This is a genomic window from Brevundimonas sp. (assembly GCF_044336875.1).
Lineage (GTDB): Bacteria > Pseudomonadota > Alphaproteobacteria > Caulobacterales > Caulobacteraceae > Brevundimonas.
In genome coordinates this window covers 78,985-105,021 of the sequence record NZ_JBIIOP010000003.1, presented here as the reverse complement: position 1 = coordinate 105,021, position 26,037 = coordinate 78,985, and the positions used below count along the sequence as shown (strand labels likewise).

General features: G+C 66.9%; 24 protein-coding genes. 2 read left to right on the top strand and 22 right to left on the bottom strand.

What is annotated here, in order from left to right:
• Positions 1 to 3: 3 nt before the first annotated feature.
• The 11 genes from dxr to dnaE all read right to left on the bottom strand — a co-directional run bounded on the left by dxr (position 4) and on the right by dnaE (position 11,495).
• The gene (gene dxr / locus ACIQ1T_RS05695) at positions 4 to 1,200 is read right to left on the bottom strand and encodes a 1-deoxy-D-xylulose-5-phosphate reductoisomerase (RefSeq protein WP_395943562.1); all 1,197 of its coding nucleotides are present in this window, start codon (positions 1,198 to 1,200) and stop codon (positions 4 to 6) included.
• Positions 1,197 to 2,018: a phosphatidate cytidylyltransferase gene (locus ACIQ1T_RS05690; protein ID WP_395943561.1), complete on the bottom strand. Its 822-nt coding sequence runs from the start codon at positions 2,016 to 2,018 to the stop codon at positions 1,197 to 1,199. The genes dxr and ACIQ1T_RS05690 overlap by 4 nt, the downstream gene beginning before the upstream one ends.
• 10 nt (positions 2,019 to 2,028) lie before the next feature.
• Entirely contained in the window at positions 2,029 to 2,787 is a 759-nt protein-coding gene (gene uppS / locus ACIQ1T_RS05685; protein ID WP_395943560.1) for a polyprenyl diphosphate synthase, read from the bottom strand.
• A 37-nt stretch (positions 2,788 to 2,824) separates the two neighbouring features.
• Positions 2,825 to 3,382, bottom strand: a complete 558-nt coding sequence (gene frr / locus ACIQ1T_RS05680; protein ID WP_395943559.1) for a ribosome recycling factor — start codon at positions 3,380 to 3,382, stop codon at positions 2,825 to 2,827.
• A gap of 41 nt (positions 3,383 to 3,423) precedes the next feature.
• Positions 3,424 to 4,158: a UMP kinase gene (pyrH, locus tag ACIQ1T_RS05675; protein ID WP_395943558.1), complete on the bottom strand. Its 735-nt coding sequence runs from the start codon at positions 4,156 to 4,158 to the stop codon at positions 3,424 to 3,426.
• Positions 4,159 to 4,284: 126 nt separating this feature from the next.
• Positions 4,285 to 5,226, bottom strand: a complete 942-nt coding sequence (tsf, locus tag ACIQ1T_RS05670) for a translation elongation factor Ts (protein ID WP_395943557.1) — start codon at positions 5,224 to 5,226, stop codon at positions 4,285 to 4,287.
• Positions 5,227 to 5,330: 104 nt separating this feature from the next.
• Positions 5,331 to 6,215, bottom strand: a complete 885-nt coding sequence (gene rpsB, locus ACIQ1T_RS05665; protein ID WP_395943556.1) for a 30S ribosomal protein S2 — start codon at positions 6,213 to 6,215, stop codon at positions 5,331 to 5,333.
• A 224-nt stretch (positions 6,216 to 6,439) separates the two neighbouring features.
• Complete coding sequence (locus tag ACIQ1T_RS05660; RefSeq protein ID WP_395943555.1) at positions 6,440 to 7,036, bottom strand: DUF4142 domain-containing protein; 597 nt, start codon at positions 7,034 to 7,036, stop codon at positions 6,440 to 6,442.
• A gap of 99 nt (positions 7,037 to 7,135) precedes the next feature.
• Positions 7,136 to 7,507 (bottom strand): GFA family protein, encoded by a 372-nt coding sequence (locus tag ACIQ1T_RS05655; RefSeq protein ID WP_395943554.1) that lies wholly within the window; start codon positions 7,505 to 7,507, stop codon positions 7,136 to 7,138.
• Positions 7,504 to 8,034 (bottom strand): DUF3224 domain-containing protein, encoded by a 531-nt coding sequence (locus ACIQ1T_RS05650; protein ID WP_395943553.1) that lies wholly within the window; start codon positions 8,032 to 8,034, stop codon positions 7,504 to 7,506. The genes ACIQ1T_RS05655 and ACIQ1T_RS05650 overlap by 4 nt, the downstream gene beginning before the upstream one ends.
• Positions 8,034 to 11,495: a DNA polymerase III subunit alpha gene (gene dnaE, locus ACIQ1T_RS05645; RefSeq protein ID WP_395943552.1), complete on the bottom strand. Its 3,462-nt coding sequence runs from the start codon at positions 11,493 to 11,495 to the stop codon at positions 8,034 to 8,036. Before dnaE ends, ACIQ1T_RS05650 begins: the two co-directional genes overlap by 1 nt.
• A gap of 365 nt (positions 11,496 to 11,860) precedes the next feature.
• On the opposite strand from dnaE, the gene msrA reads away from it, so the two are divergent.
• Positions 11,861 to 12,499 (top strand): peptide-methionine (S)-S-oxide reductase MsrA, encoded by a 639-nt coding sequence (gene msrA, locus ACIQ1T_RS05640; RefSeq protein WP_395943551.1) that lies wholly within the window; start codon positions 11,861 to 11,863, stop codon positions 12,497 to 12,499.
• Positions 12,500 to 12,526: 27 nt separating this feature from the next.
• On the opposite strand, the gene ACIQ1T_RS05635 is transcribed toward msrA, so the two are convergent.
• From ACIQ1T_RS05635 to ACIQ1T_RS05620, 4 genes are all read right to left on the bottom strand, one after another.
• A complete protein-coding gene (locus ACIQ1T_RS05635) occupies positions 12,527 to 13,231 on the bottom strand; it encodes an ABC transporter ATP-binding protein (RefSeq protein ID WP_395943550.1) in 705 nt (234 codons plus the stop codon).
• Complete coding sequence (locus tag ACIQ1T_RS05630) at positions 13,224 to 14,510, bottom strand: lipoprotein-releasing ABC transporter permease subunit (protein ID WP_395943549.1); 1,287 nt, start codon at positions 14,508 to 14,510, stop codon at positions 13,224 to 13,226. The genes ACIQ1T_RS05635 and ACIQ1T_RS05630 overlap by 8 nt, the downstream gene beginning before the upstream one ends.
• Complete coding sequence (gene proS / locus ACIQ1T_RS05625; protein WP_395943548.1) at positions 14,507 to 15,823, bottom strand: proline--tRNA ligase; 1,317 nt, start codon at positions 15,821 to 15,823, stop codon at positions 14,507 to 14,509. Before proS ends, ACIQ1T_RS05630 begins: the two co-directional genes overlap by 4 nt.
• Before the next feature lie 89 nt (positions 15,824 to 15,912).
• Positions 15,913 to 16,179, bottom strand: coding sequence for a DUF1467 family protein (locus tag ACIQ1T_RS05620; protein ID WP_395943547.1), 267 nt, complete (start codon positions 16,177 to 16,179; stop codon positions 15,913 to 15,915).
• Between the two features lie 80 nt (positions 16,180 to 16,259).
• Between ACIQ1T_RS05620 and ACIQ1T_RS05615 the strand changes: the two genes are divergently transcribed.
• A complete protein-coding gene (locus tag ACIQ1T_RS05615; protein WP_395943546.1) occupies positions 16,260 to 16,616 on the top strand; it encodes a 5-carboxymethyl-2-hydroxymuconate Delta-isomerase in 357 nt (118 codons plus the stop codon).
• 2 nt (positions 16,617 to 16,618) lie between these two features.
• Here the strand turns inward: ACIQ1T_RS05615 and ACIQ1T_RS05610 are convergent, their stop codons facing one another.
• The 7 genes from ACIQ1T_RS05610 to nuoL all read right to left on the bottom strand — a co-directional run bounded on the left by ACIQ1T_RS05610 (position 16,619) and on the right by nuoL (position 26,037).
• A complete protein-coding gene (locus tag ACIQ1T_RS05610) occupies positions 16,619 to 17,533 on the bottom strand; it encodes a hypothetical protein (RefSeq protein ID WP_395943545.1) in 915 nt (304 codons plus the stop codon).
• A gap of 234 nt (positions 17,534 to 17,767) precedes the next feature.
• Positions 17,768 to 19,441 carry a ribonuclease J gene (locus tag ACIQ1T_RS05605; protein ID WP_395943544.1) on the bottom strand — a complete coding sequence of 558 codons (1,674 nt, stop codon included), beginning with the start codon at positions 19,439 to 19,441 and terminating at the stop codon, positions 17,768 to 17,770.
• On the bottom strand, positions 19,442 to 20,221 hold the full coding sequence (locus tag ACIQ1T_RS05600) for a type III pantothenate kinase (protein ID WP_395943797.1): 780 nt from the start codon (positions 20,219 to 20,221) through the stop codon (positions 19,442 to 19,444).
• A complete protein-coding gene (locus ACIQ1T_RS05595) occupies positions 20,218 to 20,982 on the bottom strand; it encodes a biotin--[acetyl-CoA-carboxylase] ligase (RefSeq protein ID WP_395943543.1) in 765 nt (254 codons plus the stop codon). Before ACIQ1T_RS05595 ends, ACIQ1T_RS05600 begins: the two co-directional genes overlap by 4 nt.
• 4 nt (positions 20,983 to 20,986) lie before the next feature.
• Entirely contained in the window at positions 20,987 to 22,429 is a 1,443-nt protein-coding gene (nuoN, locus tag ACIQ1T_RS05590; RefSeq protein ID WP_395943542.1) for an NADH-quinone oxidoreductase subunit NuoN, read from the bottom strand.
• Between the two features lie 7 nt (positions 22,430 to 22,436).
• Entirely contained in the window at positions 22,437 to 23,921 is a 1,485-nt protein-coding gene (locus ACIQ1T_RS05585; protein WP_395943541.1) for an NADH-quinone oxidoreductase subunit M, read from the bottom strand.
• Positions 23,922 to 23,925: 4 nt separating this feature from the next.
• Entirely contained in the window at positions 23,926 to 26,037 is a 2,112-nt protein-coding gene (gene nuoL, locus ACIQ1T_RS05580; RefSeq protein WP_395943540.1) for an NADH-quinone oxidoreductase subunit L, read from the bottom strand.

Genomic DNA, 26,037 nt, shown 5'->3' with positions numbered 1-26,037 from the left:
CGATCAGGCCGCGTTCGCCAGTCCGGCGATTATGGAACCGGCCATCAGACGAACCTCGGCATCGACCGAAAGGGCCGCGCCGCAGGCGTCTCCAGAACCGAAAACCATCCCCGCTTTCGTCGCACGCTCAAGGGTTTCGGCGACGACTGCGGCAATATTGAGAAAGGCCAGCTTTCGGTCAAGAAATGCGAAGGCCGCGACCTCGTTGGCGGCGTTGAACACGGCGGGCGCCGCGCCTCCCGCCTTCAGCGCCTGCCGGGCCAGATCAAGCGCCGGGAAGCGCGCCAGATCGGGCGCCTCGAACGTCAGCTTGCCCAGAGCCGCCAGATCCAGCTTCGGCGCCGGCCAGGCGATCCGGTCGGGCCAGGCCAGGGCGCAGGCGATCGGGGTGCGCATGTCCGGCGGCCCCATCTGGGCCAGGGTCGATCCGTCCACATATTCCACAAGGCTGTGGATGATCGATTCGGGATGGACCACCACGTCGATCCGCTCCTCGGTCATGTTGAACAGATAGGCCGCCTCGATCATCTCCAGGCCCTTGTTGGCCATGGTGGCGCTGTCGACCGAGATCTTGGCGCCCATGCTCCAGTTCGGGTGGGCCACAGCCTGTTCCGGCGTGATGCCGATCATCCGTTCGCGCGGCGTCTGGCGGAACGGTCCGCCCGAGGCGGTCAGCACCAGTTTCGACACCCGCTCGGGCGCCTCGGCCGGAAACACCTGAAATATGGCGGAATGCTCGGAATCGACCGGGATCAGCCGTCCCCCGGCCCGCCCCACGCGATCGATCAGCGCGGGGCCGCAGCAGACCAGGCTCTCCTTGTTGGCCAGGGCCAGGATCGCGCCGGTCTCCGCCGCCGCCCAGGCTGATTTCAGTCCCGCCGCCCCGACGATGGAAGCCATGATCCAGTCGGCCGGCCGCGTCGCCGCCTCGACGATCGCCGCCTCGCCCGCCGCCGCCTCGACCCCCGTTCCGGCAAGGGCCGCGCGCAGGTCGTCCAGCCTTTCAGGATCGGCGGTCACCGCCAGCTTCGGCCTCCAGCGCCGCGCCTGTTCGGCCAGCTTGGCGATATTGGCGCCCCCGGTCAGGGCCTCGACCTCGAAGCCCCCCGTCCCCGTGACCTCGGCCTGCTCCATCAGGTCCAAGGTCGAGGACCCGACCGAACCGGTCGAGCCCAGCACCGTGATGCGGCGATGGATCACGACGCGCCCTTTTCCAGCATGACGACCAGCAGCCGCCCGGCCGCCACCACCACGACCGCGAACATCAGGCCGTCAACCCGGTCAAGCAGACCGCCGTGCCCGGGAATGGTGTTGCCCGCGTCCTTGACCCCGAACCGGCGCTTCAGCCCCGACTCCCACAGGTCGCCGCCCATGGTCGCCAGCGCGGCGGCCAGGCCCAGGACGGCGCCCCAGAAGACGGTCAGACGCCCCATGTCGAACCAGGCGGTCATGGCCGCCCCGGCGACGGCGCCGGCCAGGATGCCGCCGACGAAGCCGGACCAGGTCTTGTTGGGCGAATAGCTGGGCCACAGTTTCGGCCCGCCGAAGGTCGAACCGGCCAGATAGGCCAGGATGTCGGCCGACCAGGTCACGGCGAAGACCAGCACCGTCCAGTGCAGCCCGACCGTACTGTCGACGTCGCGCAGCCAGATCAGCAGCACGGACGGCCAGCCGAGATAGAGGACGCCATAGGCCGCATCCAGCGCCTGCTGTCCCCGGCCGCGGGCGTAAAGCCCCGCCGCCGCAGCCCCGAACACCAGCATGACGAAGGCGACCGACATGGCCCCGAAATGAGCGCTGATCACCGCCGCCACGACGCCGAAACTGACGGCGCCGCCGATGAGGCGTCGCGCATTGGGGGCGCTCATCGCCGCCCACTCGAAGGCCAGGACGATGCTCGCGGCCACGATCAGCCCCAGGAACCACACGCCCCCGATCCAGGTCGCCGCCACCGCCGCCGGCCCCAGCACGGCGGCCGATGCCGCCCGCAGGGCAATGTCCCGTCCCTTGACCGCCATCAGTCGACCATCACGCGGACGCGCGCGCGGACGCGACCTCGCGCCCGCCGTAGCGACGCTCGCGCTGACCAAAGGCGGCGACCGCCTCCCCCAGCGCCTTCGACCCGTAGTCGGGCCACAGGATGTCCTGGAAAACCAGTTCGGCGTAGGCGGCTTCCCACAGCAGGAAGTTCGACAGCCGCTGCTCGCCCGAGGTGCGGATGATCAGATCCAGCGGCGGGGATCCAGCCGTGGCCAGGCCGGCGCCGAAGCTCTCTTCGGTCAAGGGCTCGGTCGTCTCGCCGGCCGCCACCCGCGCCATATGCCGACGCGCGGCGTCGACCAGGTCCGCGCGACCGCCGTAGTTGAAGGCCACCTGCAGGATGAATTTGTCGTTGTGGGCCGTCTGGGCCTCGGCCCTGTCGATGATGGCGGCGATGTCGGTCGGCAGGCCCTCGCGCCGGCCCAGGATGCGCAGGCGAACGCCTGCCTTCTCCAGCCGGGCCAGATCGCTGGTCACATAGGTCCGCACCAGGCCCATCAAATCCGAGACCTCCTCGGCCGGACGGCTCCAGTTCTCGGTCGAGAAGCCGAACACCGTCAGGCACCGGATGCCGAAATCGGGCGCGGCCTGGATGGTGCGTTTCAGCGCCTGCACGCCTTCGCGATGCCCCAGGGCGCGCGGCAGGCCCCGCGCCTTCGCCCAGCGCCCGTTGCCGTCCATGATGATGGCGACATGGCGCGGTCCGTCCGGACGCGAGCCTGAAGGCGCGGCGCTGTCTGCCGTCATCTGTCGTGCGATCCCTTCAGGCCCAAGCCGTTCCGCCTCAGACCTGCATGATCTCTTGTTCCTTGGTCTTCAAGGCCTCGTCGATGCGCTTGATGGCCGCGTCGGTCTCCTTCTGGACCTCGGTCTCCATCTTCTTCTGCTCATCCTGGCTGATCTCGCCCGCCTTCTCGGCCTTCTTCAGGTCGTCGTTGGCGTCGCGGCGCACGTTGCGCACGGCGATCTTCTGCTGCTCGGAGTATTTACCGGCCAGCTTGACCAGATCCTTGCGGCGCTCCTCGGTGAGCGGCGGCACCGGGATGCGCAGCGTCTGGCCGTCGACGATGGGGTTGAGGCCCAGGTTGGCGTTGCGGATGGCCTTGTCGACCGCGATGACCATGGACTTGTCCCAGACGCTGACCGAGATCATGCGCGGCTCGGGCACGCTGATGGCGGCGACGGCGGTCAGCGGCGAGGCCGAGCCATAGGCCTCGACCCGCACGGGCTCCAGCAGGCCGGCGTTGGCGCGCCCGGTGCGCAGGCCGCCGAATTCTTCCTTCAGCGCGGCGACCGACTTGTCCATCCGGTCGCGGTAGGTCTTCACATCAGGCTTGGCCATGGTCTTGGTCTCTCTCGTCTCTTAACTGGTCGTCCGCACGATCAGGCGGGATCCTGGATGATCGTGCAGGTGCCCTCGCCCGTCAGGGTCCGGCGCAGCGAGTCGTCTTCGCGGATCGAGAAGACGACGATCGGAATGCCCGTGTCGCGCATCATGGCGATGGCGGACGCGTCCATGACCCGCAAGTCCTTGGCCAGGACGTCCTGGTAGGTCAGGGTGTCGTAACGCGTCGCGGTCGGATCCTTCTTGGGGTCGGCGGTATAGACGCCGTCGACGCTGGTGCCTTTCAGCAGGGCGTCGCAGCCCATTTCGGCGGCGCGCAGGGCGGCGCCCGAATCGGTGGTGAAGAAGGGCGCGCCGACACCGGCGGCGAAGATCACCACCCGGCCCTTCTCGAGATGACGCAGGGCCCGGCGGCGAATGTAGGGTTCGGCGATGGCGGCCATCGGAATGGCGCTCTGCACACGGGTCGAGACGCCGATCTTCTCCAGCGCCGACTGCATCGCCAGGGCGTTCATGATGGTGGCCAGCATGCCCATGTAGTCGGCCTGGGCGCGCTCCATGCCCGCCGCCGCCTTGGACAGGCCGCGGAAGATGTTGCCGCCGCCGATGACCAGGCAGATCTCGACGCCCTCGGCGGCCACCTGGGCCACCGCCTTGGCGACCGTGTCCACGGTCTTCATGTCGACGCCGAAGGACTGATCGCCCATCAGCACCTCGCCGGAAACCTTCAGCAGGACGCGCTTGTAGCGGAAGTTCGAGGGGGCGTCGGGCATGCGGAGGGGTCCGTTATGTGTGCGGCGCCATTGAATCAGGCGACTTCTTATAGACGAAGGGCGCGCCGGCCATAAAGCCGAACGCGCCCTTCTGATGCAAATCCCTCAAGAATGAGGGGATGGGGCTTAGTTGCCGCCCATCATCGAGGCCACTTCCGACGCGAAGTCGGGGCCTTCGACCTTCTCGACGCCTTCACCCAGCGCCAGGCGGACAAAGCCGGCCAGGTGCAGGTTGGAAGAGCCCAGTTCCTTGGCCGAGTTGGCGACCAGTTGTTCGATGGTCACGTCCGGATCCATGACGAACGGCTGCTTGGACAGCACGACGTCCTTCTGGAACTTGTTGATCTGGCCTTCCACGATCTTGGCGATCATGGCTTCCGGGCGACCTTCTTCCTTGGCCTTTTCGGTCAGGACGGTGCGTTCCTTCTCGATGGCGGCCGGGTCCAGGTCGTCGGTGTTCAGCGACAGCGGCGCCGTCGCGGCGACGTGCATGGCGATCTTGCGGCCCAGTTCGCGCAGGGCGGTCTTGTCGCCCTCGCCTTCCAGGGCGACCAGGACGCCGATACGGCCCACGCCCGGCGACACCGCGTTATGGACGTAGGTCGAGACGACGCCTTCCGACACCGACAGGCGGGCGGCGCGGCGCAGTTGCATGTTTTCGCCGATGGTGGCGATCATGTTGGTCACTTCGTCCTGGACCGTCTTGCCGGTTTCCAGTTCGGCGCCGTGCAGGGCTTCGACCGTGTGGTGGTCCAGACCCAGCTGGGCGAACGACTTGGCGGCGTTCTGGAACAGCTCGTTACGGGCGACGAAGTCGGTTTCCGCGTTGAACTCGATGGCGGCGGCGACTTCGCCCTTGCCGTCTTCCTTGGACGCCACGGCGACCAGGCCTTCAGCGGCGACGCGGTCAGCCTTCTTGGCGGCCTTGGACAGGCCCTTGGCGCGCAGCCAGTCGATCGCTGCTTCGATGTTGCCGTCGTTTTCGACCAGCGCCTTCTTGCAGTCCATCATGCCGACGCCCGAACGCTCGCGAAGTTCCTTCACGAGGGCGGCAGTGATCTCGGCCATGTTCTTCTCCTTGGGGGATTTCGTATGTGGGAACGGCCGGGCTGACTTAGCCCGGCCGTGTGTCAGTTCAACGCACGGCCTTCAGATTGAAGGCCGCCGGGCGATCAGCCCGCAGCCTGTTCGGTCTCGACCGCGTCCAGGGCTTCGGTATTGGCCGAAGCGTCGTCCGAGGCCAGCAGCTCGGCGGCGACCGATTCCGTACCGGCCGGTGCGGCTTCGGCGGCGACCGGGGCCGAGGCTTCACGCAGCATCGGCTCGACCGGAGCTTCCGAAGCGCCCAGGTCCACGCCCGAAGCCGAGGCGCCGGCGGCCAGACCGTCCAGGACGGCGTCGGCGATCAGGTCGCAGTAGGTCTGGATGGCGCGGGCGGCGTCGTCGTTGCCGGGGACCGGATAGGTGATGCCGTCCGGGTCCGAGTTGGTGTCCAGGATGGCGATGATCGGGATGTTCAGCTTGCGGGCTTCCTGGATCGCGATCGCTTCCTTGTTGGTGTCGATCACGAACATGATGTCCGGGATCGAACCCATGTCCTTGATGCCGCCCAGCGACAGTTCCAGCTTGTCCTTCTCGCGCTGCAGGTTCAGCAGCTCCTTCTTGACGCGGCCTTCGCCGCCGTTCTCGAGGATGCCTTCCAGCTCGCGCAGGCGAGCGATCGAGCCCGAGACGGTGCGCCAGTTGGTCAGAGTGCCACCCAGCCAACGGTTGTTCATATAGTACTGGGCGCAGCGCTTGGCGGCTTCGGCGACCGGCTCGGCGGCCTGGCGCTTGGTGCCGACGAACAGGACGCGACCGCCCTTGGCGGCGACTTCGCGCACGGCCACCAGAGCCTGGTGGAACAGCGGCATCGTCTGCGACAGGTCGATGATGTGGATGTTCGAGCGCGAGCCGAAGATGTAGCGGTCCATCTTCGGGTTCCAGCGGTGCGTCTGGTGGCCGAAGTGGGCGCCTGCTTCAAGCAGGGTGCGCATCGAGAATTCAGGCAGAGCCATGATCGTTCAGTCCTTTTTCCGATCAAACGTGGCGCGGGGGATTAAAGGTCTGACGACCCTCGGAATGGAGCGTCTCGGGATTTCTCCCCGAAGCGCGCCTCACCCGCGTTGCGAAATGCGGGGGCCATGTAGGCGGGATGGGCCGCAATAGCAAGCGCCGCGTGGGAAAACGCAAAAAGACGGCCCCTGTCGGGACCGTCTTTCGATGCGTTCGGGATCGTCGCCTAGGCCATCGCGTCCAGCAGGGCCTTGGCCCGGTCGCGGTGGGCGGTCACGGTCGGGACCAGTTCGCGGGCCAGGGTCGCCAGGGCCGGCGCGTCGGTATTGTCCGAGAAGCCGTTCAGCAGGGTCAGGGTCTCGTTGTGGGCGGCGACCTGCTGCTCCAGATAGACCTTGTCGAAGTCGGCGGCCGTGGCGGCCTTCAGATTGTCGATCAGCCCCTTGCGGCGCTCGTCCAAGGTCGTTGGGATGGCGACGTTCGGCGCTGCGGCCGGCGCTGCGGCGGCCAGCTTCTCGCCTGCGGCCGTGTGATCCTTGTCGATCATGGCGGCCAGAGCCTTGACGTCGGCGTCGGTCGCCTTGTCGGCGGCGACCTTGGCGGCCTCCAGTTCGTACAGGTTGCCAGTGGCCAGGCCGGTGACGAAACCATCGACCGAATTGGCGCCCATGGTGGCCGCCGAGGTCTGGCCGACGACGCCGGAAGCGGCGTCCTGGGTCGCGTTGACCGCTTCGTCGGCGTTCTGGCCGGCGCTGTCGCCGCCCTGGTTGCAGGCGCCGAGAAGGGCCAGGGATGCGACGCTGGCGAGGACGAGATTTTTCATTGAAATGGTCTCCCTATTGAGCCGACAGAACCCTTCACGCTGGCGTGAGGTTCCGTGAATTCAATAGCTTGACCATAAGCCGCGCCGGGCGCCGGATCGTCAGAGCCTGTGCAGGCCGTCGAAACGGACGTTTGGCGCGATGCTGAACGGCTCCACGTCGGTGAGACAGCGGATGTTGATCGCCACCATCTCCTTGCCGTCCGGCCCCTTGCCGCGACCGAACGGCTCGACCCCGCAGGTGGGGCAGATGTGGTGACGGATGTTGTGCGTGTTGAACAGATAGTCCCGCATCACCCCCTCCCCCGCCGTCACCGTGAAGGCGTCGGGCTGGACGAAGGTCAGCATCAGGCCCTTGCGATAGCAGTGGCTGCAGTTGCACTCGATCACCTGCGCCAGATCGGTCTCGACCGCGAAGGCCAGCGCGCCGCAGTGACAGGACCCGACATGACGCGTCACGTCGGACGATGTCATGGCAGGACCTCGGGCAGGCTGTACTCCAGGTCGTAGCGATGCTCGCCGTCAGCGACGGTAAGGTGAAAGACGCCGCCGATCCCTGTCAGGTCGCCGCTGCCCGAACCGGGCGCGATGGTGATCAGCAGATCCTGCCCGTTCGCGTCCATGACGCCGCGATGGACCAGGGCGAAGCCGCCGCTGCGGCCGTCCAGCGTGCCCGTGACCCGCTCCAGGGCGACATAGGCGCCGGACTGGCCCTCGCGGACGGCCAGCATCTCGCCGGCGCCGGTTCCCTCGAGCCCGCCATGGAAGGTCTTGGCCAGACGCATCCGGCCGGGGGCGCCCGCCGGCGCATCCGGCTCGGGTGCGACGGGCGTGATCTGGACATCGAAAGTTCCGGTCGCATGAGACATGGCGGGGCTCCGGGTTGCAGGGATCTTGGTCGCGGGAATCTCGGGCGCGGGACTCTGGGCGGCGTTCTGCAGGGCCACAGGGGCGGCGTGCGGCGAGAACGACAGCGACATCGCCAGCACAACACCGATCATCACGCCTCCTCCAGCATCAGCACGCCGGGCGCAGACTTCAGCGCGCCGCGCAGGGCGCCGTCCAGACGATAGCGGCCGGGCAGTTTCAGCTCGACCTCCTGTTTTCCGTCCAGCGAGGCGATCAGGGATATTTCACCGCCCTTGCCGATGGCGCCGGAGCGGGCGCGCTCCAGCCGGACCTTCAGGGCCTCCGCATCGGCGGTGCGGGCCGAGACGTGGATGCGCAGGCCGATGTTGGCGTCGTCCAGCAGATTGTCCATCTGGGCGGCGTCGTCGCCGAAGAAGCGCACCTCCCCTTCCGACGACTTGGCGCGGACCCGCACCATCACCGAGGCGCCGGGCTCCAGCACCTCGCGGCATTTGCGCAGCTGTTCGGGCGGGAACAGGCATTCGAACTCGCCGGTCGGATCCGAGAAGGTGACGAAGGCGAATTTCTCGCCGGTCCGGGCGCTGGCCCGTTCCTGACGGCGACGCACCACCCCCGCCATCTGGAAGGCCTCGTGCCCCGCTTCCGCCAGGGGAATGGCCTCGGCGACGAAGGTGACGCGCTTGCGCTTCAGGGCCGAGGTCATCTCGTCCAGAGGGTGGCCCGACAGATAGAAGCCGACGGCGGCCAGCTCGTGGTCCAGCCGCTCCGGTCCGACCCAGGGTTCGACGCTTCTGAGGCGCGGCCGGCCGACGTGGGCCTGATCCCCGCCGAACAGGCTGACCTGGGACGAGGCGCGCTCGGCGGCCACGCTCTGGCAATAGGCCATGAGGACGTCAGCCTGCTCGACCAGCTGACGACGGTTGGGATGGATGCTGTCGAAGGCGCCGGCCTTGGCCAGGCCTTCCAGCGCCCGCTTGTTGACGCTGCGCGGATCGACCCGCTCCAGGAAGTCGAAAATGTCGGAAAAACGCCCCCCTGTCTCACGCACCTCGATGACGTGTTTCATCGCCTCGAGCCCCACGTTGCGGATGGCGCCGAGCGCATAGAGGACGGCGCCGCTGGTCTCGTCCCAGGCCACGTCGAAATCGGCCGAGGAGCGGTTGATGTCGGGCGGCAGCACCGGCACGTCGAACCGTTTGGCGTCCTGGTAGAAGACCGCCAGCTTGTCGGTGTTCGACAGATCCAGGCTCATGGAGGCGGCGAAGAATTCGACCGGATGATTGGCCTTCAGCCAGCCCGTCTGGAACGAGATCAAAGCATAGGCGGCGGCGTGCGACTTGTTGAAGCCGTAGCCCGCGAACTTGGCCACCAGGTCGAAGATCGAGCCGGACTGCCCCTCCGGAACCTCCTTCTCCAGCGCGCCCTTGACGAAGCGGAGACGCTGGAAGTCCATCTCCTCCTTCTTCTTCTTGCCCATGGCGCGACGCAGCAGGTCGGCCTCGCCCAGGCTGTAGCCGGCCAGGATCTGGGCGATCTTCATCACCTGTTCCTGGTAGATGATGACGCCATAGGTCTCGGTCAGGACCTCCTTCAGGCTGGGGTGCAGATAATCGACCTCGGCCCGGCCGAATTTCCGATCGATATAGGTGTCGATCATCTCCATCGGCCCCGGCCGATAGAGGGAGATCAGGGCGGTCACCTCCTCGATGGATCCGCAGCGCATCTTGCGAAGCGTGTCGCGCATGCCCTGGGATTCCAGCTGGAACACCCCGACCGTCTGGCCCGAGGCCATCAGCTCATAGGTGCGGGCGTCGTCCAGAGGCAGCTGGTTCCATACCGGAGCCGCCCCGCGCCGCGACAGATAGCCGTGCGCGCGGTCGAGCGTGGTCAGGGTCTTCAGGCCCAGGAAGTCGAACTTGACCAGACCCGCCGGCTCGACCCACTTCATGTTGAACTGGCTGGCCGGGATGGTGGAGCGCGGATCCTGGTACAGGGGCACCAATTCGACCAGGGGCCGGTCGCCTATGACGATGCCGGCGGCGTGGGTCGAGGCGTTGCGATACAGGCCTTCCAGCTCCAGCGCCGTCTCCAGCAGGGTCCGGACCGCCGGCTCGGCGTCCCTCGCCTCCTTCAGGCGCGGCTCCAGATCGATAGCCTGGGCCAGGGTGACCGGGGCGGCGGGGTTGTTGGGCACCATCTTGCAGAGCCGGTCGACCTGACCCAGCGGCATCTGCAGCACCCGACCGACGTCCCGCAGCACGGCCCGCGCCTGCAGGGTGCCGAAGGTGATGATCTGGGCCACCCGGTCCTTGCCGTAATGGGCCTGGACATAGTCGATCACCTCTTCGCGCCGCTCCTGGCAGAAGTCGATGTCGAAGTCGGGCATGGAGACCCGCTCGGGATTGAGGAATCGTTCGAACAGCAGGCCGAAGCGCAGCGGATCCAGATCGGTGATGGTCAGGGACCAGGCGACCAGAGAGCCCGCTCCGGAGCCCCGCCCCGGTCCCACCGGAATGCCGTGCTCCTTGGCCCATTTGATGAAGTCGGACACGATGAGGAAATAGCCGGGGAAGCCCATCTGCTGGATGATCCCCACCTCCCATTCGAGGCGGCTCCAGTACTCCTCTTCCGGCACGGCCGGAGGCGCCTCGGTCAGGCGGACCTTCAGCCCCTCGCGCGCCTGGTGGGCCAGTTCGTCGGCCTCGGACCGGCCGGCGCCAGTGTCGAAGCGCGGCAGGATCGGCGCGTGGGTGTTGACCAGGAAGGCGCAGCGCCGGGCGATGTCGATGGTGTTGTCGCAGGCCTCAGGCAGATCGGCGAACAGTTCGCGCATCGCCTCGGTCGACTTGAACCAGTGTTCCCCGGTGATCCGGCGGCGATCCTCCTGGCCGGTGAAGGCCCCGTCGGCGATGCACAGAAGGGCGTCGTGCGACTTCGCCTGGGCCGCCTTGGCGTAATAGACGTCGTTGGTGGCGACCAGGGGCGTGTCATTGGCGTAGGCCCATTCGACCAGACCCGGCTCGGCCCGTCGTTCGTCGTCCAGCTTGTGACGCTGCAGCTCGACATAGAAGCGATCGCCGAAGACCGATCTCATGGTCTCCAGGGCGGCGCAGGCGTCGGCCTTCTTGCCCTGGACGAACAGGGGATCGACCGGCCCATCGGGCCCGCCCGACAACAGGATCAGTCCTTCGGAGCGCGCCACCACCTGTTCCCAGGCCACGCCCGGCTCGGCCATCTCGCCCGCGTCCAGATAGGCCGAGGACGACAGGGCGCACAGATTGCGCCACCCGGCCTCGCTCTGGGCCAGCAGGACCACAGTCGGAGTCTTGGCCCAGCGGACGGACTGCTGGCCGCCGATCCCCAGCACCGGAAGCGCGCAGGCGATGATCGGCTGGACCCCCGCATCGCGAGTATACTGGCTGAACTCCAGCGCGCCGAACAGATTGGACCGGTCTGCGATGGCCACCGCCGGCATGCCGGCGTCCGCCGCCAGCTTGCCCAGCTTGCCCGCCTTGATCGCCCCCTCCAGCAGCGAATAGGCGGAGCGGACCCGCAGATGGACGAAACCCTGACCCTCTGCCGCGCTGTTCACCCGATCGCTCCTTCAACTCAGCCGTGGATCAAGCCTCGAGTCGGCGGCGACGCCAACGCATGTGACGGTCTGTCACGAAAACGGGACGGACGCGCCGCCTGCCCCGCCAAGGCGCTCCAGATCAGACCGCAGTGACCATCAAGGCCGCCTGCCACGCCATCCAGACGAAGCCGGTGCAGGATGCAAGCGACAGCATATCTCTCATCAGGCGCGGCATGGTCTTATCCCCAGGTCGATCAATGTTCCTGTCTTGTTCTATGTTCTTGCATTGTTCCCGTCAACCCCCGGTCTTATCCCCGGCGGCGAACGCGCTGAAACCATTTGCTCGGGCGCATCGTATGGCTGTGGAGAAAGGGAGATGTCCCATGTCCAAGCCCCTGAAATTCATGGTCGGCGCTGCGGCCGCCGGCGTCCTGGCCGCCGTGGTCCTGACTGGCCTTCCCCGCGTCGCCCCCGCCGAGGCCCAAGCCATGCCGGCGGGCGCCCAGACGGCCGTCTTCGCCGGCGGCTGTTTCTGGTCCGAGGAAAAAGCCTTCGACGGTCTGCCCGGGGTCTATTCGGCGGTGTCGGGCTTCGTCGGCGGCCATGTGGCCAACCCGACCTACGCCCAGGTCGTGCGCGGCGGCACCGGTCACATGGAGGCGGTGCGCGTCACCTTCGATCCGAACGTCGTCAGCTATCGCGCCCTGGTCGACCGCTACTGGCGCACCATCGATCCGACCGATCCGGACGGACAGTTCTGCGACCAGGGGCCGTCGTACAGGACGGCGGTCTTCGCCACGGCCGAACAGCGGACGGCGGCGGTGGCCTCACGCGACGCGGCGATGCGGACCCTGAGCAGGAGTTTCACCACCCCGGTCGTGAGCGCCCAGCGGTTCTGGCCCGCCGGAAACGAGCATCAGGACTACGCCCGCCGCAACCACGCCCACTATGAAGCCTATCGCCAGGGCTGCCGCCGCCCGCAGCGACTTCGGGCCATATGGGGCGACGCCGCCGTGGGTTGACGGTCCAGGCGGCCCGCCAGACCTGATTCAGTAGGTCTGGCTCTGGGCCGCCCGCTCTTCCAGATGGCCGTCCTTCAGGGCGAAGACGCGATCCATGTGACCGGCCAGCTCCATATTGTGGGTGGCGATCAGGGCGGCGACGCCCGTGGTCTTGGCCAGGTCGCGCAGGGATTCGAACACCGACTGGCTCGTGGTCGGATCCAGATTGCCGGTCGGTTCGTCGGCCAGCAGCAGACGCGGCCTGTTGGCCAGTGAACGGGCGATGGCGACGCGCTGTTTCTCGCCGCCCGACAACTGGGCCGGCTGATGCGTCAGCCGCTCGCCCAGCCCCAGCGCCGTCAGGGTCTCCTCGGCCTGTCTGCGGGCCTGAGCCTGGGGCAAACCGGCGATCCGCATCGGCAGGGCCACGTTGTCGCGCGCATCGAACTCGGGCAGCAGGTGGTGGAACTGATAGACGAAGCCGATCCGCGACAGACGCAGGCGCGTGCGGGCCCGCTCGTCCAGATCCCCGACCATTTCACCGTCGATGGCGACCGTGCCCTCGGTCGGCTTCTCCAGCAGGCCGGCGGCGTGCAGCAGGCTGGACTTGCCCGAGCCGGACGGCCCGATCAGGCCGACAATCTCGCCGGGGAAGACGTCCAGGTCCACGCCCTTCAGCACGGTCAGGCCGCCCTGGGCGGTCTCATAGGTGCGGGTCAGGCCGCGCACGGACAGGATGGGGGAACTACTCATAGCGGAGCGCCTCCACGGGATCGATGCGAGAGGCCGTCCAGGACGGCGGCAGGCTGGCGATGCAACTCATGCCGAAGGACAGGAGCGCGACCCAGGTCACGTCGGCCAGGTCGACCAGAGCCGGAATGGAATCCAGCTGATAGACGTCGGCGTTGAACAACTGGACGCCCAGGACGGCTTCCAGCGCGTGCTGGATGGCGCCGATGTTCCAGCAGAACAGCAGGCCCAGGGTCAGACCCGCCAGTGTGCCCGCCACGCCGATCAGGGCGCCGGACATGAAGAAGATGCGCAGGATGGACGACTGGCTGGCGCCCACGGTGCGCAGGATGGCGATGTCGCGGGTCTTGTTCTTCACCAGCATGACGATGCCCGAGATGATGTTCATGGCCGCGATGGCCACGACCAGACCCAGGATGATGCTCATGGCCACCCGCTCGACCCGAAGGGCGCCGTAGAAGGCGGCCAAGCGCTCGCGCCAGTCGCTGACGACCGAGCCGGGGCCGGCGGCGTCGCGGATGGCGGGGGTCAGGTCACCGACCCGGTCGGGATCCTCGACCTTGATCTCGATGGCGTCCCAGACGCCTTCCTTGCCGAAGAACAGCTGCTGCTGCTCCAGCGGCATGAACAGAAAGGCCCGATCGAAGTCGGCCGTGCCCGAACGGAACAGGCCGCCGACAAAATAGGTCTTCTCCAGCCCGCCCAGATTGCCGAAGGCGCTGTCGGCGCCGGTCGGCGAATAGAGAGTGACCGGATCCCCGACCCCCAGGCCCAGCGAATTGGCCAGGGCGGCCCCCATCAGGATGCGGTCGCCGCCATAGGCGCCCTTGCCGAAGTCGGCGCGTTCCTTCGGCGTCAGGCTGTCGAACACATATTTGGTCGTGGCCAGATCCTGAGGACGCACGCCGCGCACCATGGCGCCGGTCGTGAAATTGCCGACGCGGACCAGGCTCTGGGCCTCGTTCAGCGGGGTTACGCTGACCACGCCGGGCACGGCGGCGATCCGCTTCAGCGCCGCATCGCGATTGGCGTCGGTCAGCACCGGTCCCTGGACATACATATGGCCGTTGAAGGACAGCATCCGGCCCAGCAGTTCCGCGCGGAACCCGGCCATGATGCTCATCACGCTGATCAGCACGGCGACGGCCAGCATGATGCCGATGAAGCTGATCACCGCAATGGTGGCGACGCCGCCCTCCTTGCGCTTGGCGCGGAGGTAGCGGAGGGCGAGGCCGATCTCCCAGGCGGAGAAGGGGCCGGACGGACGCGCGGGCAGGCTCAAGCGGTCAGCCTTTCGATGGCTTCGGCTAGGGGCACGGAGACCTTCTCGCCGGTGGCGCGGCGCTTCAGCTCGACCACGCCGTCGGCCAGGCCCTTGGGACCGATGGTCAACTGCCACGGCACGCCGATCAGATCGGCCGTGGCGAACTTGCCGCCCGGACGTTCATCGGTGTCGTCATACAGCACGTCCTTGCCCAGCTTCTCCAGTTGGGCGACCGCGTCCTCGCAGGCGGCGGAGACGGCCGCGTCATTGGCGCGCAGATTGATGACCACCACGTCGAACGGGGCCACGGCGTCGGGCCAGATGATGCCGCCCTCGTCGTGGCTGGCCTCGATGATGGCGCCCAGCAGGCGCGACACGCCGACGCCGTAGCTGCCCATATGGACCTCGGTGTCCTGACCGTCCGGCCCGGCGACCTTGGCCTTCATCGGGACGGAGTATTTGGTGCCGAAATAGAAGATGTGGCCGACCTCGATGCCGCGCGCCGACAGGCGGTCGCTCTCGGCGGTCTGGGCCTCGAACTGGGCCGCGTCGTGCATTTCCTCGGTCGCGGCGTACAGGGCGGTACGCTCGTCGAACACGGCCTGCAGGGCCTCGGCGTCCAGATCGTGTCCGGGCGGGGCCATCTCAACCAGTTTGCGGTCGCAGAAGACCTCGCTCTCGCCGGTCTCGGCCAGGACGATGAACTCATGGCTCAGATCGCCGCCGATCGGGCCGGTGTCGGCGCGCATCGGCACAGCCTTCAGCCCCATGCGGGCGAAGGTGTTCAGATAGGCGGCGAACATCCGGTTGTAGGCCGTGCGGGCCGAGGCCTCGTCCAGATCGAACGAATAGGCGTCCTTCATCAGGAATTCGCGGCCGCGCATCACGCCGAAGCGCGGACGGCGCTCGTCGCGGAATTTCCACTGGATGTGGAAGAGGTTCAGCGGCAGCGACTTGTAGGACTTCACATAGGCCCGGAAGATGTCGGTGACCATTTCCTCGTTGGTCGGTCCGTACAGCAGCTCGCGCTCGTGACGATCGGTGATGCGCAGCATCTCCGGGCCATAGGCGTCGTAGCGTCCGCTCTCGCGCCACAGGTCGGCCAGTTGCAGGGTCGGCATCAGCAGCTCGACCGCACCGGCCCGCTGCTGCTCCTCGCGGACGATCTGTTCGACCTTGCGGAGAACCTTCAGACCCAGCGGCAGCCAGGCGTAGATGCCGGCGGCCTCCTGCTTGATCATGCCGGCGCGCAGCATCAGCTGGTGCGAGACGATCTGGGCGTCCGAAGGGGCTTCCTTCAGCGTGGGCAGGAAAAAGCGCGACAGGCGCATGATCGGGAATCCTAGGCGTAGAGACAGACCAAGGCTTTAGCCGCTGGACCGGGGCGAAAGCTAGGCCGGGTTGCGGTTTAGACCGGCTGTTATACCGCCGGAGCGCGCGAGAAGTCAGGCAGAGGCAGCCAGCCGGTGAAGATCAGCGCCATGATCAGCACCCAGACGACGGCGGCGACCCAGGTGGTGGTGATGAATTTGCGCTTCAGGTTCGGATTGGCCGGCGCCCCCCACTGGGCGCCGTCGGTCGGGGGTTCGTGGGTCTCGCGCGACGCCCCCAGGGGCAGCACGCCGAACAGCACCGTCCACCAGACGATGATGTAGATGCCGACCATGGTGATGGGGCCGATAGGCATGGGAACCTCTCCTGTCCGGTCTTTGGCGAACCGGTTGAATCCGGTCTAAAGGATCGCCCTCCCCTGCACGAGTCCCCGCCATGCCGCAGATCACCCTGGAATATACCCGTCACCACGCCGAGGCCGACTGGCCCCCGGTCGCCCTGCAGATCCATCAGGCGGCGGTGGAGGGCGTCGGCGCCGGCCTGTCGGCCTGCAAGACCCGGCTGGTCGCCCTGGACAAGGTCGTCATCGCCGACGGCGCGCCACGACACGCCATGGTCGCCTGCCGCATCGGCCTGATGCCGGGACGCACGTCGGAGCAGAAGATCGCCCTGAGCGAGACGGTGCTCGACCTCCTGACGACCGCCCTCGGCTCGCCGGCCGACCCGACACAGGTCTCGGTGGAGGTGTTTGATCTGAACGAGACCTACCGAAAGGTCACGGTCGGCGGCTGACCTCACGCGCACTTCGCTCCGAAGCCCGGCGCGCGAAGCGCCAGCAGAATGGACGCCCGCGCTTCCTGGGTGATCGCCCCGGCCCCCTGCAGCACGCACCCCACCGCCGTGTTCGAATTGGGCGCCAGCAGCCCATAGGTCAGGCCCTCGGCGGCCAGCCGCGCCTGGGCGCCCTTCAGCGCCTCGACCGCCCCGGCGACGCGGGCGGGGTCGTCAGTGATCCGCGTCATCTCGTGCAGGGCCTCGCCCGAACTGGGGAAGTCGTAGGCCTGGGGCGTGTACGGCGCGACCTCGGCCGACAGGCGTTCGGGATGGATGTCGATGCCGAACTTGGCGTTCTGGCTGGCCGAGAAGGAGACGGCCGGGCCGTCCGCAGGCACGACCAGAATATAGGCGTGGCGCGGGAACAGCAGATACTGGGCCAGGTATTTGGTCACGGGAACCAAAGGCCTGTCGTCCGGCCCCAAGGCGTGGGCGCCGATATAGACGCCTGACGGCAGGCTGCGGGCGTCGACCCGGCCGTTCAGCTTCAGGATCCGGTCGATCATGACGTGATCCAGCAGGAAGACCCCGTCCTCGGCCTCCCGCTCCAGGAAGTCGTGGATGGCGGCCGTATCGGGCGCAGGGCCCAGATCGCGACCATAGACGGTGGGAAAGGCGGTCGCCGACATCGGCTCGCCGTCCGGCGGGCTGAACCACAGGACGCGGACCTCCTGCACCGTCCGCGACAGGGGATCCTCGCCCCGGAAGGTCGACAGGCTGAGCGCCAGATTGGCGACGGCGAACAGGGCGACGAAGCCGATCAGCCCCTGCCCCGTGATCGCCGCCCAGCGCCGCCAGCCGCGCAGCGGGTGGCGGGCGTGACGCACCCGCTCCAGCAGACGGCGGCTGCGCCCGGGCTTGGCTTGGTTGGACATGACGATCCCCCGACAGTTCCGGCGCGCAGAAAATGCGCCCGAACGGTCAAGGTTGCGTCGAGATCGGATTTCCGATCCCGACTTGATCCCCGTCACCCTCGGGCTCGTCCCGAGGGCCCACGGTTCAGTGCGAGGAAGGGGTGGAATGACGCGCTGTCGATCCCTCCCCACCCGCCTGTGGAGCGGACAGGTAGGCCCTCGGGACAAGCCCGAGGGTGACGTGATCCAAAATACTCAGACGCGCAGGACGACCGTCTCGACGATGGGACGGCGATCCCATATCTGCTGGCTGGCCTTTTTCAGTACGCGGGCCACGGCCTGTTCGATGACCATTTCATCGTCCAGGGCGTCGCCCTTCAGGCTCTTGACCACCTGTTCGACGCGCTCGGCCAGATTGTCCAGGGCGTCGCCCAGCGGCTTTGCTGTGTCGCCCGGCAGGCCGACGCTGCGGATGTCGATGTCGCTGGCGATGCGGCCGCGCTTGTCCAGGGCGAAGCTGACGATCAGCACGCCATTGGTCGAGGCGTGACGACGTTCCTTCAGGGCCTCGCCCTGTTCGGTCACCAGCATGCCGCCGTCGACATAGAGGCGGCCGTTCGGCACCTCGTCGATGATCTTGGCCGGTCCGGGGGCCAGGCGCACCATGTCGCCGTTGCGCGGGGTCACGGTTTCCTTGACGCCCACATCCTTGGCCAGGTTGGCGTGTTCCAGCAGGAAGCGACGCACGCCGTGGGTCGGCACCGCGATCTGCGGCCGCGCCCATTCGTACATCTGCTTCAGCTCGTCACGGCACGGGTGGCCCGAGACGTGGATGCCGGGGTGGTCCTTCTCGGTGTACAGGCGCACGCCCCGGTCCGCGAGACGGTCCTGCAGATTGCCGATGGCCAGCTCGTTGCCGGGGATCTGGCGCGACGAGAAGATGCAGTGGTCGCCCAGGCCCAGTTTCACGACCGGGTGGGTGCCGTCGGCGACACGCGACAAGGCGGCGCGGGCCTCGCCCTGGCTGCCGGTGCACAGATACAGGATCTCGTCGGCGGGCCAGACGCGGGCCTCCTCGTCCGACAGGAAGGGTTTCACGTCCTGCAGCATGCCGACGTGTTTGGCCGCCGCCGTGATCCGGTGCATCGACCGCCCGGCCAGGGCCACGCGACGGCCGCAGGCCTCGGCGGCGCGGATGACGCTGTCCATCCGGGCGACGTTGGAAGCGAAGCACCCGACCGCAACCCGCCCCTTCAGGCTGGCGATCAGTTTGGAGATGGCGACCGCCACATCGCCTTCCGACCCGGCGTAGCCCGGCACGAAGACATTGGTCGAGTCGCAGACCATGGCCAGAACGCCCTCGTCGCCCAGGGCGCGGATGACGGGGGCGTCGGTCTTGTTTCCGATGACCGGCTGATCGTCGATCTTCCAGTCGCCGGTGTGGAACACCATGCCCAGCGGGGTGTCGATGGCCAGGCCGCTGGGCTCGGCGATCGAATGGGTCATGTTGACGAAGGTCACGCCGAACGAGCCGACGTCGACGGTGCCGCCCAGCGGCACCTCGATCAGTTCGACCTCGTCCAGGATGCCGCGCTCGCGCAGCTTGTCCTTGATCAGATAGGCGGTGAAGGGGGTGGCGTAGATCGGCGCCTTGATGCGCGGCCACAACCAGCCCAGGGCGCCGATATGGTCCTCGTGCGCGTGGGTCAGCATGATGCCCTTGATGTTCTCGCCTTCCAGGAAGGCGGGATCAGGCACGATCACGTCCACGCCGGGCGTGGACAGGTCGCCAAAGGTCACGCCGACATCGACGATCAGCCATTCGCGGTTATCCGCGGGGCCGAAGCCGTAGGCGTTCAGGTTCATACCGACCTCGTCCGAGCCGCCCAGCGGCAGGAAAACGAGTTCGTCTTGGTTTTGCTTTTTCATTCAGTCAGTCAAATGGGCGTTACGACGCCAGATTTCGAGGAGGCCGCGAATAGTCAGGTCGGGGTCGAAGTGATCGATGCTGTCGGTCGCGCCTTCGAACAGGCTGGCCACGCCGCCGGTGCCGATGACGGTCATGGGCTTGCCCCACTCCGCCTTGATGCGCCCGACCAGGCCTTCGATCAACGAGATATAGCCCCAGAAGACACCGGATTGCATGGCCTCGACCGTGCCCTTGCCGATGACATGTTCCGGTCGCTGGATGGCGATGCGCGGCAGTTTGGCCGCCGCCTCGTGCAGGGCCTGCAGCGACAGGTTGATCCCCGGAGCGATCAGACCGCCCTCAAAGGCGCCGTCGTCGGCGACGATGTCGAATGTGGTGGCCGTGCCGCTGTCGATCACGATCAGGTCGCCGGGATACAGCAGCTTGGCCCCGATGGCGTTGACCAGGCGGTCGGCCCCGGCCTCGCTGGGCTTGGCGATCCGCACATCGATGCCGAGATTGACGTTTTCGCCGATCACCAGGGGCTCGATGTTCAGATAGCGCCGCGCCAGGTTCCTCAGGTTGAAGATCGACTGGGGCACGACGCTGGAGATGATGCAGCCGGTCAGGGCGCCGAAGTCCAGCCGCTTCATGACCATCAGCTGGTTCAGCCAGACGGCGTATTCGTCTGCGGTGCGGCTGGCCTCGGTGGCGGCGCGCCACTGGGCGATCCATTCGCGCCCGTTATGGACGGCGAACAGCGTATTGGTGTTGCCCTGTTCGATGGCGAGCAGCATCAGGCTGCCACGATCTTGGAATCTGCGCCGAAGAAGACATCGCCGGCGGAGATCAGACGCACGGAGCCGTCGGCCAGCCGCAGACGCAGCGCGCCGTCCGGCTCCACGCCTTCGGCCAGGCCTTCCACGGTTTCATTGTCCAGACGCGCCGTGCAGGGGCCGTTCAGCCCGGTCAGACGGCTGGTCCAGGCGTCCAGCACCGGCTCGAAGCCCAGGGTCTGCCAGCGGCCCCACCAGACGGCGAAGGTCTCGGCCAGGATCTCGGCGGCGGCCTCGATGGGGGGGACATAGGCCAGGTCGGCGCGCAGCTTGTCGGCGACGGAGGTGGCGCCCCGCTCGGTGCCTTCCGGCGCATGGGCCAGGTTCACGCCGATGCCGACGGCCAGCCACAGGTCCCCGTTCGCATGGGCGCCGGACTCGACCAGGATGCCGGAGGCCTTGACCCCGTCCAGCAGGACGTCGTTGGGCCATTTGATCGACACCAGGGCCGGCGAAACAAAGACGTCCAGCAGGTCGGCGACGGCCAGGGCGGCGACGAAGGTGGCCTGGGCCGCCTCGGCCGCCGATTTCGGCGTGGTCACCAGCAGGGTCGCGGCCAGGTTGCCCTGTTCGCTCTCCCATCTGCGGCCGCGCCGCCCGCGACCGGCGGTCTGGCGGCGCGCCACGATCCAGCGTGGCCCGGTCTCTCCGGCGTCGGCGAGCCGACGCGCCTCGGCGTTGGTCGAGTCGATCTCGTCGTGGATGAACAGGGGAGCGGGCGTCAACGCCCTAACCGTTCCCGAAGCCGGCGCTCGCGGCCTTGGTCAGCGGCTCCAGCCAGATCAGACCCGCGATGACCAGCGGGAAGGCGAAGGCGGCGGACGCCCAGCCGACGATCTTGGTCTCGGGCGAGGCCTTGTCGGTCGGGATCTCGTCCACCGGCGCGTCGAACCACATCAGCTTGATGATGCGCAGATAGTAGAAGGCGGCGACGACCGAGGCGACCAGACCGGCGGCCGCGACCGGCCACAGACCGGCGTCGGCGGCGGCGCCGAAGACATAATACTTGCCCCAGAAGCCCGAGAACGGCGGCATGCCCAGGACCGACAGCGACAGGATGGTCAGGGCGATGGCCGTCAGCGGACGCTCCTTCTTCAGACCGGCCAGATCGGCGATGCGGCGGATCGGGCGGCCCGACTTGGACAGAGACAGCAGTATGGCGAAGAAGCCCAGCTGGTCCACGACATACAGGGTCATGAAGATCAGCATGGCCTGAAGGCCCTCGCTGGTGCCGGCGGCGATGCCCAGCAGGGCGTAGCCGATGTTGGCGATCGAGGAATAGGCCAGCAGGCGCTGGATGTCCTTCTGGGCGATGCCGCCGAAGGCGCCGACGACGAAGCTGATCAGCGAGATGGCGACCAGGACCTGCGACCACTGGGCGTGGGACTGGCCGAAGCCGCCCTCCAGCGCGCGGGCGATCAGGACCATGGCGGCGACCTTGGGCGCCGTGGCGAACAGGGCCACGACCGGGGTCGGCGCGCCTTCGTAGACGTCGGGCGTCCACATGTGGAACGGCGCGGCCGAGACCTTGAACGCCAGGCCGCAGATCAGGAAGACCAGACCGAACACCAGGCCGGGGCTGGGATGGTCGACGGCGAAGGCGGCGATGTCCTCGAACCGCATCGAGCCGGCGAAACCGTAGATCAGGCTGGAGCCGTACAGCAGCAGGCCCGACGACAGGGCGCCCAGGACGAAATACTTCAGGCCCGCTTCCGACGCCTTGACGTCGTCGCGGTGGAAGGCGGCCAGGACATAAAGAGCCAGCGAATGCAGCTCGATGCCGACATACATGGAAATCAGGTCGCCCGAGGACACCATCATGCCCATGCCGACCGAGGCCAGCACGATCAGGACCGGATATTCGAACTTGGCGATGCGCGTACGCGCCATCCAGCCGTCGCCCAGGACGATCGCCACGGCTGCGGACAGATAGATGACGCTCTTGCCGTAGATGGCCAGCGGATCAGCGACATAGGCGCCGTTGAAGGCGACGCCCCACGGGCCGGTGAAGGCGATGACGGCGGCCGCGATCAGCAGCAGGACCGACAGGATCGACACCAGACGGGCGCTCTTTTCGCCGATGAAGGCGCCGACCATCAGCAGGACCAGGGCGCCGACCGCGAGGGTCAGCTCCGAGGCGGCGAGATGAAGTGCGGAGGACAGATCAGGCATTATGGTCTCACCCGCCGATCGCGGCGCGATAGGCGCTGGTCAGGGCCTCAACGGCAGGCCCGGTGTAATCGAGGACGGCGGCCGGATAGACCCCCAGCCAGATGGTGCCGACGATCAGGGGCACGAAGATCAGCAGTTCGCGCTTGTCGATGTCGGTGATGGTCTGAAGCTTCGGATTCTTGATCTCGCCGAACATGACCGCGCGATACAGCGTCAGGGCGTAAACCGCCGAGAAGATCACGCCCGAGGCCGCGAACAGGGCCGCCCAGGTCGAGGCCTGATAGGTCCCCGTCATGGTCAGGACTTCACCGATGAAGCCCGAGGTGCCCGGCAGGCCGACGTTGGCCATGGTGAACATCAGGAAGATGGCCGCATACCAGGGCATGCGATTGGTCAGGCCGCCGTAGAAGGCGATCTCGCGAGTGTGCATCCGGTCGTAGACGACGCCGACGCACAGGAACAGCGCGCCCGAGATCAGACCGTGGCTGACCATCTGGAAGATGGCGCCCTGCATGCCCTCGTTATTGCCCGAGAAGATGCCCAGGGTCACGAAGCCCATGTGGGCCACCGACGAATAGGCGATCAGCTTCTTGATGTCGGTCTGACGCCAGGCGACCAGCGAGGTGTAGACGATGGCGACTGCCGACAGGGTGAAGACCAGCGGACGGAACATCTCGGACGCGTCCGGGAACATCGGCACGTTGAACAGGATGAAGCCGTAGCCGCCCAGCTTCAGCATGATGCCGGCCAGGATGACCGAACCGGCCGTCGGCGCCTGAACGTGGGCGTCGGGCAGCCAGGTGTGGACCGGCCACATCGGCATCTTCACCGAGAAGGAGGCGAAGAAGGCCAGCCACAGCAGGGGCTGAACGGTCGGGCTGAAGGCGTACTGCTTCAGTTCCGGAATGCTGGTGGTGCCGGCCTCATGGGCCATCCACAGCATGGCCAGCAGCATCAGGACCGAACCCAGCAGGGTGTAGAGGAACAGCTTGTAGGCCGCGTAGATCCGGTTGGCGCCGCCCCAGATGCCGATGATCAGGAACATCGGCACCAGGGTGCCTTCGAAGAAGATGTAGAAGAGGAACAGGTCCAGCGACGTGAAGACGCCGATGACCAGGGTCTCCAGGATCAGGAAGGCGATCATATATTCGACGACGCGCGTCTCGATCGACTTCCAGCTGGCCAGGATGCAGATCGGCATCAGGAAGGCCGTCAGCAGCACGAACAGGATCGAGATCCCGTCGACGCCCAGGTGATAGCTGGCGCCGGCGAACCAGGGGACCAGTTCGACGAACTGATAGCTGACGTTCGACGGATCGAAGCCGGCGACCAGCACGACCGAGACGCCCAGGACGATCAGGGTCGTGATCAGGGCGATCCAGCGCGCGGCGGGCGCGGCGGCGTCGGTGGACTTCGACGCCAGTCGGGCGAGGAAGATCGCCAGGGCGCCGACCAGCGGCAGGAATGTAACGAGGCTCAGGATGTAGGGCACGGGCTCAGGCTCCCCACGCGAGGATGGCGAAGGTGAGCAGACCGGCCACCCCGAGCAGCATCACGAAGGCATAGTGATAGACATAGCCGGACTGGATCTTGCCCAGTCGCGCGGCCGATTTCAGCGACGCCCAGGCGGCGCCGTTCGGGCCGAGGCCGTCGATGATCTTCACGTCGAAGATCTTCCAGAAGAAGTCGCCGATGGCCTTAAAGCCACGCACAAAGACGAAGTCGTACAGCTCGTCGAAGTACCACTTGTTGTAGAGGAAGCGGTAGACGATGCCGTTCCGCGCCGCCATGCGCGCCCCCATGCCTTCACGAGCGACATAGATCCAGTAGGCGAAGGCCGTTCCGGTCAGGGTCAGGATCAGCGGGGCCCACTTCACCCAGGTCGGAACCGAGTGGCTCTCGTGGAGCACATGGTTGTGCTCGCCGGTGAAGATGGCGCCGCGCCAGAACTCATGCTCGTGGTGGCCGATGAAGTGCGGAGCGAAGACGAAGCCCGCCGCGACAGCGCCGACCGACAGCAGGATCAGCGGGACCAGCATGACCCACGGGCTCTCGTGCGGATGCAGCGGACCGTGATGGCCGTGATCGTCGTCGTGCGCGTGGTCGTCATGGGCATCATCGTCGTGCGCATGGGCCGCATGGGCGTCGGCGACCGGCGCATGGGCGTGGTCGTCGTGCCCATGATCGTCATGATGGGCGTGCCCCTCTTCTTCCTTCCACACGGGCTTGTTGTGGAAGGTCATGAAGACCAGGCGCCACGAGTAGTAGGCGGTCAGGCCGGCGGCGATCAGGCCGATCGAGAAGGCGAACATGCCGACCGACGAATGACCAGAGGCGGCCGAGGCGAAGGCGCTCTCGATGATCGAGTCCTTCGAATAGAAGCCGGCGAAGCCGCCGACGCCGGGGATGCCCAGGCCGGTGATGGCGATCGTACCGATGGTCATGACGGCGTAGGTGATCGGCAGCAGCTTCCACAGGCCGCCCATCTTCCGCATGTCCTGCTCGTGATGCATGCCGTGGATCACCGAACCGGCGCCCAGGAACAGCAGAGCCTTGAAGAAGGCGTGGGTGAACAGGTGGAACATGGCCGACTGGTAGGCGCCGACGCCCGCCGCGAAGAACATGTAGCCCAGCTGCGAACAGGTCGAATAGGCGATGACCCGCTTGATGTCGTTCTGGGTCAGGCCGACCGTGGCGGCGAACAGGGCCGTGATCGCGCCGACGATGGCGATGATCTGCGACGCGCCGGGAGCATGCTCGTAGATCGGCGACAGCAGGCAGACCATATAGACGCCGGCGGTCACCATGGTGGCCGCGTGGATCAGGGCCGAGACCGGGGTCGGGCCTTCCATCGCATCAGGCAGCCAGGTGTGCAGGAAGAACTGGGCCGACTTGCCCATGGCGCCGATGAACAGCAGGAAACCGGCCAGATCCAGAGCCGACCACTGGACGCCCAGGAATTCCCAGGTCGTGCCGGCGCGTTCGCCGATCAGCGGGAACAGTTCCGAGAACTCGATGGTCCCGTACATCCAGAAGACGGTGATGATGCCCAGGACGAAGCCGAAGTCGCCGACGCGGTTGACGACGAAGGCCTTGATCGAGGCGGCCGTGGCGCTGGGCTTCTTGAACCAGAAGCCGATCAGCAGATACGAGGCCAGACCCACGCCTTCCCAGCCGAAGAAGATCTGCATGAAGTCGGCGGCCGTCACCAGCGCCAGCATCATGAAGGTGAACAGCGACAGATAGGCGAAGAAGCGCGGCCGGCTGTCGTCCTCGGCCATGTAGCCCCAGGAATACAGGTGGACCAGCGACGAGACGCTGGTGACCACGATCAGCATGGTCGCCGACAGGGCGTCGATGCGGATCGACCAGGCCGACTGGAAGTCGCCCACATTGATGAAGGGCAGCAGACGGATGGTGAAGGGCTCGAGATGGCCCCAGGTCCATTGCCCGAACACCGTCCAGGCGACGGCGCACGAGAAGAACAGCAGGCCCGTGGTGACGGTCTGCGACGGGATGTTGCCGATCCGGCGTCCGAAGAAGCCGGCGATGGCCGCACCCAGAAGCGGGGCGAAGATCCCGCAGATGACGAGGGTCTGGAAAGTCAC